At 39.6% G+C, this 13,664-nt stretch carries 7 protein-coding genes; 5 read left to right on the forward strand and 2 right to left on the reverse strand.

Features of this window, described 5'->3' with window-relative positions:
* Positions 1-419 precede the first annotated feature (419 nt).
* Both AC6CHH_RS01370 and AC6CHH_RS01375 read left to right on the forward strand, forming a co-directional pair.
* Positions 420-1,685 (forward strand): DUF2264 domain-containing protein, encoded by a 1,266-nt coding sequence (locus AC6CHH_RS01370; RefSeq protein WP_498278943.1) that lies wholly within the window; start codon positions 420-422, stop codon positions 1,683-1,685.
* 21 nt (positions 1,686-1,706) lie between these two features.
* Complete coding sequence (locus AC6CHH_RS01375; protein WP_498278945.1) at positions 1,707-2,954, forward strand: glycoside hydrolase family 88 protein; 1,248 nt, start codon at positions 1,707-1,709, stop codon at positions 2,952-2,954.
* Between the two features lie 290 nt (positions 2,955-3,244).
* On the opposite strand, the gene AC6CHH_RS01380 is transcribed toward AC6CHH_RS01375, so the two are convergent.
* Complete coding sequence (locus tag AC6CHH_RS01380; protein WP_498278947.1) at positions 3,245-4,747, reverse strand: alpha-L-fucosidase; 1,503 nt, start codon at positions 4,745-4,747, stop codon at positions 3,245-3,247.
* Positions 4,748-4,757: 10 nt separating this feature from the next.
* On the reverse strand, positions 4,758-6,860 hold the full coding sequence (locus tag AC6CHH_RS01385; RefSeq protein ID WP_498278949.1) for a glycoside hydrolase family 2 protein: 2,103 nt from the start codon (positions 6,858-6,860) through the stop codon (positions 4,758-4,760).
* Positions 6,861-7,185: 325 nt separating this feature from the next.
* On the opposite strand from AC6CHH_RS01385, the gene AC6CHH_RS01390 reads away from it, so the two are divergent.
* From AC6CHH_RS01390 to AC6CHH_RS01400, 3 genes are all read left to right on the forward strand, one after another.
* Positions 7,186-8,394 (forward strand): FecR family protein, encoded by a 1,209-nt coding sequence (locus tag AC6CHH_RS01390; RefSeq protein WP_498278951.1) that lies wholly within the window; start codon positions 7,186-7,188, stop codon positions 8,392-8,394.
* 186 nt (positions 8,395-8,580) lie between these two features.
* A complete protein-coding gene (locus tag AC6CHH_RS01395) occupies positions 8,581-11,979 on the forward strand; it encodes a TonB-dependent receptor (RefSeq protein ID WP_498278953.1) in 3,399 nt (1,132 codons plus the stop codon).
* An 11-nt stretch (positions 11,980-11,990) separates the two neighbouring features.
* Complete coding sequence (locus tag AC6CHH_RS01400; protein WP_498278955.1) at positions 11,991-13,637, forward strand: RagB/SusD family nutrient uptake outer membrane protein; 1,647 nt, start codon at positions 11,991-11,993, stop codon at positions 13,635-13,637.
* Positions 13,638-13,664: the final 27 nt, after the last annotated feature.

Genomic DNA, 13,664 nt, shown 5'->3' on the forward strand with positions numbered 1-13,664 from the left:
AATTCAATTTTTTATCTGAGCAATCCGATTGAATTAAGCACATTTTTTTAAACGTTGAAGAGTTCTCTGTGCTCTAAATTAGGCATTTTAATTCAGTTCAAGGTGATCTTTCTCTTTTTCTAACACTATACGAAAACTAGAACATCCTGCTTAACGATAAGAAATCGTTTTCGTGATTATTTCATTGCTGAAAGCAATTAAGAAGTAATTTAGGGGCTACTAATATTGAACCTTTTCGGATAAACATTGAGAATAAAACGCAATCGTTAAGCAAAGAGATTCTTGTTTAATGCAGCGTGTTAAGAATTCATCCGAGATGGTATAAGGTGAGATTGAGTTTGGGGGAACCAAAATTTAAAGAGTTTCTATACAACCTACTCTTGGCACCTGATCTAAATGTATACATATACTAAAAAAAGATGAAAAGAAGGATTTGGTTACAACAGGCTGGATTGCTGCTGGGGGGATGCTCCCTGGGCGCAACCAATAGCCATGCTATCTCATCTAAAACAAAAGCAGAACGCAAACTCACCAACGATGATCGTGACTACTGGGTGTCAATAATAAGTAAAATGGCCACTCCTATCCTTGATCATATCAGCAAGGGAATGTTGCAAAAGAATATGCCCATGGTAGTCAGCGAATCTTTTGATTCTAGAAACCCACGTGTAGGTTATCTTGAAGCATTTGGAAGGCTGTTGGCGGGCATGGCTCCATGGCTGGCGCTTCCAGGGGATAAAAGTCCCGAAGGCTTATTAAGAGATAAATTTCTCAAGCAGGCTTTATTGGGTATTCAGCATGCGGTAAATCCACAATCTTCAGATTATTTTGCCTGGCGAGATCCTGCCAAACAAACCCTTGTTGATGCCGCCCATTTAGCTTTGGCTTTCTTAAGAGCGCCCAAAAGCTTATGGGAGCCTTTGCCTACTGAAACAAAAAAACAAGTGATCCAGGAATTCAAATACATACGTTGGATAAAACCAGGCGAAAATAATTGGATTTTATTTTCAGCCCTGACAGAAACATTGCTGTATGCTGTGGGCGAGGAGCCACAGCGACAAAAAATTGACTATGCTATCCAAAAGTTTGATACAGAGTGGTATGTAGGAGACGGCTGGTATAGTGACGGAGCTCGCTTTAGTTTTGATCATTATAACGGTTACATCATCCATTGTATGTTGGTGGAAACCCTAAAACATAATCTTTCTGCAGGATCTGGTTATCAAGAAAAATACGATCGTGCTTATAAGCGAATGCAACGATACGCTCATCACCTGGAACGTATGATTTCTCCAGAAGGCTTTTATCCAGTCATAGGTCGGAGCTCGACCTACCGGAATGCGGCGTTTCAACCATTAGCTGCCGTAGCCCTGGACAAGAAATTACCACAGGAGCTCTCATCAGGGCAAGTCCGGGGAGCATTAACGGCGGTGCTCAAAAATATATACAGTCACGATATCTATGATGAAAAAGGTTGGTTAGTGTTGGGTCTGACATCTGACCAGCAAGGAAATATCGCTGATTCATATACCAATGTCGGCTCATTATACGAAGCTTCTTTATCCTTTCTTCCTTTGGGATTACCTGCGAATGATGAATTCTGGACCAGTAAGAATGAAAAATGGACTTCTCAAAAAGCATTCTCTGGAGAGAAATTCCCAAGAGATTACCACGTTACATATTAACAACCAATAGTGAAAATAAAAATGAATATGCTAAAAATTACCTCAATTTCGGTCATTGTATCTGCCATCTTGTTTATGAATATGACGCCCAAACCGCCGGATTTTATAGAAAGCAGTTTCGATAAGGCGGAGAAACAATACCAATTTTTAAGTCAACAGGCCGACGCTTTAAAGAAATTTCCAAGAACACACTCAAAAACTGGACAATTGATTGGTACCGATGAGTGGGATTGGACCGCAGGATTTTTTCCAGGTTCTCTGTGGTATCTCTATCAGCAATCCAGTAGCGAGGATATAAAATCTGAGGCGATTAAATGGACAGAAGCATTGGAAAAAGCAAAAGATTTAGATCAGCATCATGATATTGGTTTCATTATGTACTGTTCGTATGGCAATGCATTAAAATATCTAAAAGATCCGCTAAAAATCAAAGCATATCAGGACATTATCGTCCATTCTTCGAACACTGCATTAAAGAGATATGATGAAAAAGTGGGCGTTATTAAGTCCTGGAATAAAACGAAGTCATGGGATGGTCGTACAGTTTGGAATTATCCAGTAATTATCGATAATATGATGAATTTGGAAATGTTATGCTATACATCCAAGTTAACGGGTGATCCAAAGTATAAAAAAATCGCCATTCGTCATGCCGATCAAACCATGAAATATCATTTCCGAGCGGATTACAGTACGTATCATGTGGTAGACTATGGTCAGGATGGAAAGCCAATCCATAGACAGACTAGCCAAGGATATGCGGATAATTCCACTTGGGCACGTGGACAGGCTTGGGCCATCTATGGTTTTACCATGATGTATAGAGAAACCAAGAAGCCCGATTACCTCAAGACCGCTCAAAAGGCTGCTAAATTCTATATTAATCACCATAATTTGCCTGAAGATAAAATTCCTTATTGGGACCTTAACGCCCAGGAAAAAGGATATAAATCAGATGTAGATTTTTCGAGACGTGGATTGAAGACGATGCCCAAAGATGCCTCAGCGGCTGCCATTGCTGCATCTGCATTGGTGGAGCTTGCCGGCTTTTCCAAAGGAAAAGATAAAGAGTTGTTCCTGAATTTTGCAGAGCAAACCCTAAAAACCCTTTCCTCGCCCGAATATTTCGCGGATTATAAAAGTAATGCAGGGTTCCTTATTAAACATTGTGTTGGTAGTTTACCACATAATTCGGAAATTGATGTTCCGCTGAATTATGCGGATTACTATTACCTGGAGGGACTAACAAGGTTGAAAAAACTAAAATAAACGATCTGCTGGATCCCTTTGCTTGAGGTAGATCTTTTGAATGCACTTATACTCATCAACTCAAGAGCGAAGAGTTCAAACACACGTTAATCTAATCGTAAAGACAGGTGAATCCGTGTATTTTGACTCACCTGTCTTTGCTTTTTACAATTTGATAGGAATCCCTGAATTAGTATTATATCTCACTATGCTAAGTTTCACTATCAGTTTTACGAACAGACATTTCTGAAAACAGAAAGGCGATCATTACATTTGATCGCCTTTCTGCTGTTATCTTTTAAATGGATTAGTTACATTTTAGCATCCATGAGTTTCTGGGTATCGGTTGCGGGTTTGCCCATTTGTATTTTGATCACAAAGGCCCTGTCTGATCTAAAATCTTTGGGAATACGAATGTCATAATAGGTGTTCTTATCCAGGTCCAGACCAATGTCAGCATGTGTTACCTCCAACTGCATGTCATTAGCCAACAAACTGGCTTTCACAGGAACTTCACTCGCCTTCTTAGAGACGGCGATTCTTGCGATATTATTGACTGGTCGATTGAAAACTGTCAGGTATAGTGTACTGTCTTTTTGTGTATAGTAGCCCAATTTTGTCTTAGGTAAATCCACATGTCTAACGCCGTATACCGCTTGCGAATTGATCTTCATCCAAGCCGCTAATTCTTGGGCAATTTTATCTTCACCAGGATGCATTTTTCCGTCTCCATCAGGACCAAAATTCAACACAAAATTTCCGTTTAATGAAACGGTATGCATGAGCATATCCAATAAATCATCGGTGGTTTTGGTATAAAGGCCTGACCAGTCTTTCATATATCCCCATCCATTAGGAGGAATCGTCATCACCGCGTCCCAATCATTTCCATCTAACCATTCAAATTCTTGAGGCAATTTTCGCTCCCAACCTTGTTCATAATCTCCTAAAATATCTCCATTGCTGTCGAAATGACGCTTGCCGAATTCATCATTTCTAAATCTGGATCCAATAATCAAGCCTGGATGCTTTTCTCGCAATTCTTTCTCTAGGTTATAGGTAAATTCGTGTGATTTAACCCAGGATTGATCCCAAGTTCCATCAAACCAAAATCCTTTTATCTGTGGGTAGTTTTCCAAAAGTTCCAATAATTGGTTTTTTGTATATTCAAGAAACCGTGCGAATTTTTTCTTTTCTTCTGGGGTCTTTGGTTCTTTAGACATGTAATTTGGATTATTCCATTCTAAAACGGAAAAATACAAATAGACATCTATACCTTGGGCCGTATAGGCATCCACCACTTCTTTTACGATATCCTTTTTATAAGGTGAATTTGATATGTTATAATCGGAGAATTTGGTAGGCCAAAGGGCATAGCCATCGTGATGCTTAGTTGTGAAAATCATGTATTTGGCCCCCATATCCTTCGCTTGTTTTGCCCAACTTGTTGCATCAAAACTCTTTGGATTAAACTGTTTATATAAGTTGTCGTAGGTTTGCTTCCAATTCTTGGGTGCATTAGGGCCGCTCCAAGTACGTATCCATTCTGATGCAGCAGCGCCTTTTCTTGCGCTTACTCCTTCCCATTCATTCCCTGGGATGGCATATAAACCCCAGTGTATAAATTGTCCCAGTCCGTAGTTTCTAAAGGCTTGCATTTGTGCATCCTCCCTATGTTTTGGGGTAATGGGGCCGTATTTAACCTCTTTGCGTACGCTAGGTTTCACTTTTGGACCTGTCCATTGTGCATGTACAACCTGGTTCATCAAAATAGTTGATAAACCAAGTAATGTGTATTTTAATATCTTTTTCATCTTTTAAGTTTTAGTGAAGTGTCCATATCATTTCATCGCTTAACACCGAATCTCCATTCTTTGCGAGCGCTTTAATCTCATTTTTTCCTTTTTGCAATTGTATATCTTCTACAACCCAATGCTTTGAATTAACACCTTGTTTAGCTGTATATTCCTTCCCGTTTACCCAAATGCTGATTGGAGCAAGATTGGAAAAGACCTGTACCTTGGTGCGGCTATTTGTACGCATGTTGTCTCTTCTTCCGGCCAGATAAATCATAGGTTCTGGATTCCAATTTGATTTATACCAATAGAACGAATCTTTTTTCCTTTTTCTATCGAAGGTAATTAAGCCTTTTAAGTTCCTTGCATTTACCCCACCACGATTCCAAGCAGGAACAGCAAATTCAAAAGCATTCCATAGATAGGAAGCTAAAATGATTGGGTTTTTCTCAATGATTGCCCATTGCTGGATATGCGTTTCAGTTTGATAATTTTCCGCAAACGCCTTTCCAGAAATTACGTCAGTGGGAGGTTCAATCGTTTCTTTTCCTATATCGATGTTTCCATCCGCCCCGTATTCTGAGAGCATGATTTTATATTCGGGAAAGTTTTGCTGTATTTTTTCTGCCCAGGGACCGAGATCATTAATCTTACCGCCATACCAGCCGAAATAATGGTTAATTCCTTGTACGTCCGTTGTTAAGTTTTCTTGCCTGTCGATTACATTATATCCCGTTACGGCTGCTGTGTATCGATCGGGGTCTAATGTTTTGGCAATATCATTCAGTTCTCTAGAGAGTACTGGAACTTGCTGATCGGCTGTTGTTGAATACACCTCGTTATGAACACCCCAAATATAGATGGAAGGATGGTTGAAATTTTGCTTAATGAGTTCGGACATTTGCTGCTTCGCATTATCGTTTTCATAGTACGATACTCGATTTACGAAAGGAATTTCTGCCCATGTCAAGAGTCCGATAGAGTCTGCCAGGGAATACATATCTGAAGACTGTTGGTAATGCGCCAAGCGTATGGTCGTGGCTCCCATCTCTTTTATTAACATCATATCTTCTTTGTGCTGTTGAAAAGACAATGCCGATCCAAACCCTTCTCGATCTTGATGTCTTGTTACGCCATACATCGGATATTTTTTTCCATTTAGGAAAACACCCTTACCAGCAATCAACTCGATCTTTCGTACGCCTAGAGGTTGTTCAACAGCATCTAGTTCCTCTCCACCGGCGACAAGCTTTGCTGTTAATGAATATAAATAGGGATCCCTTATTCCATCCCACAAATGAGGAGATTTCATCTTGATCTGCTGCGCAATATAGGTCACACCTTGTGGGCTGATTTTGACAGGTTGTTTTACAGATTGAACTAATTTCCCTCGGTGATCTTTTATTTCGATAACCAGTTCGGCCTGTTTGATACTTTTTTCTTTGGTTTCCAATTTTGCCTCAATGTGAATATCAGCCTGCTTGCTGGAAACATTTTTTTGTCTGATAAAGATTCCGGGAGACGCTTGATCAGTCACCACAAAACTGGTTTTATTCGTGCTAATGATATGTACCGGGCGATAAATTCCTCCGTAAACAGGAAACAAGAATTGATTGATTGGGATTACATCTTTTCTTGACTTATTATCTGTGATTACAGTAATGGTATTTTCTTTTTCATAGTCGATCGAGTTGCCAATCTCAAACACAAACATAGAATAGCCTCCTTTATGCTCCCCTATGTAATTTCCGTTTATAAAAAGCTGTGCTACTGCCCCTACACCCTCAAATTTGATAAAAGTTCTCCTATCCTTTTGATCAGCCGAGACAGAAAAGGTCTTTTGATAAACCGCCTTTCCTTCAAAGAAGTTTCGGTCTTTTTGCATGTCGTCCTTGTTGAAGGTATGCGGGAGGTTCACGTCTTCCCAGATTTCGAGCTTTGTCCATTGCCCTTGGCTCTCTGAATATTTTTGGCCGTTGTTGAAATCAGTAAAGAAAGTCGAATTATTTGCTTTGTAAAATTTCCAGCCATCGTTGAATGTTTTTTCAACCCTTGACTGCGCAAAAGATGCCTGGCTAATTGCCAATCCCAAAAAGAATTTGGAGCAGAATTTAAGTAGATTAATGTTCATTACTAGGTAAATAAGGACACAATATAGGTAAATATTAAAGCAATCAGATTCCACAAACGTTTGCGTAATTAGCGAAATGGTTTTCGTATAATCCCCTTCGGTAAAGGTGCCGAATTGCCAAAAACCGTAAAGCGGACCCCTGTTTAACGATGCCATCATTTAGGGTTTTATTCTCGATTCAGTGTAAATCCTGTAAATATCTCTAGCTTGAGAGGAGCTGTTTTTTCCAGAAGTTACATGCCGAGAGTCTAAAAAATAAAAAAATAAAAATAATTACTAAGGTTTTATGTAGAATTCCGTTTCTAGTCAAATACCATTTAAACCAATGTACGATCTTGAAGAAATAATAACCCTTTTGAAAAAGAAAATTGATGGAAGCATCAGTTTAGAAGAGCATACGATTCTTGAAGATTGGCGTACTCAAAATCCATATTATGACCAAATTATGGATAAGATTAAGGACGATGGGACCCTCTGGGAGGATTTAATTCGGAAAATTAATCTGGATCAATCCGATAAGTCATCATGGGAAAGGGAACTTCGAGAGAAAACTTTTTTAAAAATTAATAAACAGTCAAAGCGCACGCTCAAAATAAACAAATACACGTATTTAAAAATCGCAGGCGTTGCCTTATTAATTGGAACATTTGCCACTTTATTCTTTGTGCTTAGCCCTTCAAATGTAGGGTCTAATATTCAAGTTGTACATGAAATTTCTGCCCCCTCCTCAAACGCAATTCTGAGCTTTGATGATGGCCGTTCAATAGTATTAAATGTTTCAAAATCAGGTATAAAGGTGGGCGATGAGCTGCGGTATACGGATGGGTCTGCATTGGAAGGAAACCAGAGACTGAATGAGGCTAGGACAGCAACTCTGCTAGTTCCTAAAGGAAGTAGCTATCAAATTATGCTCTCTGATGGAACAAAAGTATGGCTTAATTCAGGCAGTACACTTAAATATCCATTGAAATTCCGGGATACGGCACGAGTTGTTGAACTCGTGGGTGAGGGTTACTTTGAGGTGATCGCTAAAAATCATCATAAAGGAGCAGTTCAGGAGCGAACTCCTTTTTATATTAAAACGAAGAATCAAACCGTCGAAGTGTTAGGCACGGCTTTTAATATTCAGGCTTACCAGGAAGATATTTCAGAAAAGACCACGCTATTGCATGGACGGGTTAAAGTACATCCTGGCGATAAAAATATCCAAGGATTATATTTATCTCCTGGTGAACAATCAGTTAACAGCAGCCAAAAAATAACCAAAGGAATAGTGAATGTAGAAGATGTATTGGGCTGGAAGGAGAATATGTTTGTGTTTAATAATACTGATTTAAGTGAAGCTTTAAAAGTCTTAAGCAGATGGTATGATTTCGAGATACGCTATGAAGGCGCGATTCCACAAACACAGTTTTTTGCAGAAATTAAACGGTCTAATAAACTTTCAACCGTATTGAAAATTTTAGAAAAAGGAGGCGTCAAATTTAGAATGGAACGACAGAATGATGCGTACAGATTAATTGTGAAAAAATAATGAAGAGATGTGCAATGCCCATTTTTTTAATCTTTTCACAAGTTATGAAAAAAAGAATTCAAGAATTTCAAAAAGAGTCCAAATAGTGCTGGAACACTACTTGGACATGATTGAAATCAATTTTTAAGCAATTGGACAATAGGAAAAAGCCAATTATTTTCAACATGATTTAAACCACTTAAAATTATGATTTTTTATTCAATTGTTAAAGGCCGATTAAGGTCTTTAGTGAAGCTAATTTTATTACCGATGAAATTAATCGCTTTATTAACGCTATTAAGCATTTGCACGGTCTCAGCAAAAGGACTTGCTCAGCAGGTCACCTTGCAGGGTAAAGGTATAAGCTTGATTCAGGCGATGCGTAGCATTCAGAAACAAACAGGCAAACAGTTTTTTTTCAATGGTCGTGCCCTAGCTGAACTTCGCGTGGATATAGATGTTCGAGCCATGGACTTAAAACTGGCTATGGGCACTATGTTGCGGGGTAAGGGTGTGGAATGGGAACTTCAAGATGATATTATCGTTATTAAGCCTATGCAAGAAGTGGCCGTAGGGAATAATAATTCTCAGAATCAGCCGAGTGAAGGGAGTAAAAACCAACAAAAAACAGTGAACGGTGTGGTCAGTGGACAACAAGGAAACCCCCTGGCAGGAGCAACTATACGTATAAAAAATTCGCAAATCGCAACGTCCACCAACGATAAAGGTGAATTTGTGGTATCGTACGAGACGCAGAACCCTGTCCTTGTTATTTCATTAATGGGATATACAAGCCGTGAAATTCCTGTAAATAATAGAACAGCGGTTAATGTTTCGCTGGTGGAACTGGTCGACGATCTGGATGAAGTAGTCGTGGTGGGATATGGGACGCAAAAGAAAATCAACCTTACCGGATCTGTTGCGACTGTAAGTGGCGAAGAAATTGCACGAACGCCTACCAATAACCTGTCCAATGCGATTGGAGGACGTATGCCTGGAGTTTCCTCGGTGAACAGCGATGGTAGACCCGGTAACGGTTCTAAAATCAGTGTCAGGGGATTGAGTACATTAAATGATAATAATCCATTGATCGTGGTGGACGGAATCATCCGCTCGGATGGTTTTGGAAATATAGATCCAAATGAGGTTGCAAGTATTTCGGTATTGAAAGATGCCTCGGCGGCAGCTGTTTATGGAGCCAGAGCAGCAAATGGCGTGATCTTGATTACCACAAAACGAGGTAAAATCGGAAAGCCTCTGCTTACTTATTCAGGGATGGTTGGTCTGCAAGAGCCTACTCAATATCCGACGTTAATGAATGCCCATGAGTATGGAACTACACGTAATCAAGCATTCTATAACCAGGGATATGACCCTTCTAACCCCGCCCAGGCTAATTTTTTCTACACTGATGATGAACTAGAAAAATTCAGACAAAGGAGTACAGATTGGTATGCTGAAACTTTTAAAGAGCGTAGTCCGCAGAACCAACATAATTTATCCCTCCAAGGGGGTAGCGAATCCGTTCGTTATTTCGGATCCTTCGGCTATTTAAATCAGACCGGAATTTACGATAATATTGGTTTCAAAAGATATAACATACGATCCAATATTGATGCATCCATTACCAACAGCCTAACCGTCGGGTTGAATCTTGAAGCAAGGCAGGAATTATTTGATTCTCCAAGTTGGGATGCATCCGATATCTTTCACCGAGTAATCAATGTTTCTCCAACCAGGGTGGCTTATCATCCGAGCGGAAGACCAGCCAACACCACAGCGTCTCATCCAGTAGAAATGATCAAAAATTCTGGTTATAAGAATCAAGAATACGATATATTTCAAGGGACCTTATTTTTTAATCAAAAATTGGACGTATTGACCTCAGGCTTGACCCTAAACGGGAACTTTTCCTATTATAAGCAACATAGCCTGAACAAGATTTTTGCTATGCCTTATACGATGTATGACGAAGATGAGCAAGGCAATATTACCAATGAAAAGATGGTGGGTAGTCGAACATCATTGAGCGAAGGTTTTGACGCACTGACCAATACAACGTATAATATTTCGTTAAATTATGCACGAGATTTTAACAACCACAATATCTCCGGTATGTTGCTTTATGAACAGTATGGCTCAAAGGGTAAAAATTTCAATGCGCGAAAAGAGGACTTCATCTCGAATATTAAAGATGAGTTTTTTGCCAGTGGTCCAAACAACCAATCCATTGATGGTCGGGGATATATTACCGATGCCAGAAAATCTGTGGTTGGTCGTGTAAATTATGCTTTTGATGGAAAATATCTTTTTGAGGGAACATTTCGATACGACGGTTCCTATCGTTTTCCAAAAAACAATCGATTTGGGTTTTTCCCAGCGGTTTCTGCGGGATGGCGTATATCAGAAGAACCCTTTTTTAAGAACAATGACCGCTTAAAGTTTATCAACAACTTGAAACTGAGATTGTCTAAAGGCTTAATCGGAAACGACCGGGTGAGTGCCTATCAGTTTATAGAAAGCTATTCGATTATCACAGGTGCAGGTCCGATTGTAGATGGTCAGGCGATTCCTCAAATAGATTATGGTGTCTATCCAAATTATAATATTACTTGGGAAAAACAAGATAATACGAATATTGGACTAGAGTGGAGTTTATGGAATTCAATGTTAGATTTCGAGGTTGATTATTTCTATCGAAATACACGCGATATTCTTTGGAGCAAAGATCGGTCGGTACCTGGAACCTTTGGAAGGCAATTGCCTGATGAGAACTATGCAAAAGTAAAAAGTAAAGGAGTTGAATTTACAATTGGTCATCAAAATTCATTCAACGACTGGAAATATACTATACGATTGGTAGGCTCTTATGCAACGAATACTGTCACGCAAATAGATGACCCGGCGAATGCTCTGGAATTTAATAAACAATTGAACAGACCAATCGGATACCGGGCAGGGTACGATGCAATAGGGTTGTTTCAATCCAAAGAGGAGGTAGATGCCTGGTATGGCGGTTACCAATTTGGGTTGAAAAGCTTACCAGGAGATATTAAATATTCAGATATTGATGGTGACGGCAGCATTACTATTCAAGATCAACAGGTTATTGCAAACTATGGTAATGAACCTCGAATTATGTATGGTATCAATGGTTCACTCTCTTGGAAGAAATTGGATATGAACTTCTTTTTTCAAGGGGCGGCTCAACGGAATATTATGCTAACTGCTGCAGGTCGAGTGATGTATCTGAATGGAGGATCAAGCAATAATTTCTCTTATTTGGTCGATTCATGGACACCGGAAAATTCAGGAGCGAAATACCCGCTGGCTTGGGTTGATTCCAGATCTATCAATAACCGGGATTCAGATTTCTGGCTCCGTCGTGCAGGATATGTGCGCTTAAAATCGATGGATATTGGTTATAATTTTTCCTCTGATTGGTTAAATAAAGTCAAGATTAACAAAATGAGACTCTATGTTTCCGGGTTTAATCTGTTTACGATCAGCCAAATTAAAGAGTTAGATCCTGAGGCTGCCACTGGGGCAGGTAATTATTATCCACAACAACGCAATTATAATTTAGGAGTAATGTTATCCTTTTAATCAAAGAAATTATGAAATTCAATACATATATCCCCATCCTTATTACACTGTTCATCGTAATGAGCGCTTGTGAATCCAATTTTCTTGATCCAAAGAACCCGTCGGCAATTTCTGAAGACGATGTTTGGTCAGACCCCAATTTGATTGAGTTATTGGTCAATCAACTTTATAATGATCGTCCTGGATATGAATATTCAAATACACAAGATAATATCTCTGACGAAGGCAGGTGTAATTATACAGGAGACGCACCAAACCAGATTTTGCGTGGGCAATGGGATCAGATTTCAAATCCCCTGGATTTTTGGGCCTATCAACAAGTGAGAAAAACGAACGAATTTTTGGCTAAAATCGACCAGGCACCACTGGATGAGGAGGCCAAAACACGAATGACCGGAGAGGTACGATTTCTTCGGGCATTTCTTTATTTCGATATGGTCAAACGATATGGTGGGGTACCCATTATAAGTGAACCTCAGGGTTTGGATGATGACCTTCAAGTAAAACGGAATACAACCCAAGAAACCTTTGATTTTATCGTTAGCGAACTGCGTAAAGCAAAAGAAGAACTGCCCCAGAACGCACCTAGAGGAAGAGCATCAAAAGGGTCCGCGATGGCATTACTGGGAAGGGCTTTGTTGTTTGCCGCGAGTCCTTTATATAACGAGAAGAATGAGCAGGGCTTATGGGCAGAGGCTGCCCTGGCCAATAAGGAATTAATGGATTTGAAACAATATAGTTTGCATCCGGATTTGAATAAAATATGGTTGGACAGAAGTGCAACACATTCCGAATCGATTTTCGAGATTCAATATAAGCTTCCTGAAAAGCAGCACAGTTGGGATGCGGGATTAAGGCCATTGATTTTAGCCAATAACAATGCTGGACAGTTATCTCCTTTGCAAGAGCTGGTTAACTCTTTTCCGATGAAAAATGGAAAAAAAATCAATGATGCAGGATCAAATTATAATCCTGCGGACCCGTATATCGGAAGGGATAATCGGTTCTATGCATTTATTGCTTTCAATGGTTCGAAAATGAAAGGCACTACGAGTGGTCCTCCTTTAAGAGAGATCACCCTGGAAACCTACCAGGGTGGGAGAGATTACGATGCTTCCAAAGAAAATACTATTTATAATACCATTACTGGGTATTATACACGAAAGGCGACTAATCCTGAAAATACAATCTATACAGGCAGTACTGGGAGTGATCAGCCTTGGATAGAACTTCGTTATGCGGAGGTCCTATTAAATTATGCGGAGGCGCAAAATGAGGCCTTATCTGCTCCCGATGCTTCAGTGTATGCCGCTCTCAACACTTTGCGTAAGAGAGCGGGAATTACGACAGAATTGGTGAGTGGATCCCTTAATAAAAACCAGATGCGGGATTTGATTCGGAATGAACGGTACATAGAGCTATGTTTTGAGAAGAAAAGATATTGGGACTTAAGACGATGGAAATTAGCAGAAACAGTATTGAATGGCAAGAAATTTCACGGAGTTATCATCACAAAACATCCAAATGGTACTTTTAGTTACGCTTATCATGAAATTGATCCGACACCGGTCCTGTTTGATAACAAAATGTACTATATGCCTATCCCTCAGGTTGAAATTGACAAAAATGGAAACCTGATTCAGAACGCTGGTTGGTAGGCCAAGAGGTTCTTCTAAATAGGAAAT

Source organism: Sphingobacterium sp. GQ94, from assembly GCF_059758715.1.

Excerpts from the sequence above, each read along its gene's own strand:
- AC6CHH_RS01395 (WP_498278953.1), top strand. The coding sequence starts at position 8,581 with ATGATTTTTTATTCAATTGTTAAAGGCCGATTAAGGTCTTTAGTGAAG.
- AC6CHH_RS01380 (WP_498278947.1), bottom strand. The coding sequence starts at position 4,747 with ATGAAAAAGATATTAAAATACACATTACTTGGTTTATCAACTATTTTG.
- AC6CHH_RS01375 (WP_498278945.1), top strand. The coding sequence starts at position 1,707 with ATGAATATGCTAAAAATTACCTCAATTTCGGTCATTGTATCTGCCATC.
- AC6CHH_RS01400 (WP_498278955.1), top strand. The coding sequence starts at position 11,991 with ATGAAATTCAATACATATATCCCCATCCTTATTACACTGTTCATCGTA.
- AC6CHH_RS01390 (WP_498278951.1), top strand. The coding sequence starts at position 7,186 with ATGTACGATCTTGAAGAAATAATAACCCTTTTGAAAAAGAAAATTGAT.
- AC6CHH_RS01385 (WP_498278949.1), bottom strand. The coding sequence starts at position 6,860 with ATGAACATTAATCTACTTAAATTCTGCTCCAAATTCTTTTTGGGATTG.
- AC6CHH_RS01370 (WP_498278943.1), top strand. The coding sequence starts at position 420 with ATGAAAAGAAGGATTTGGTTACAACAGGCTGGATTGCTGCTGGGGGGA.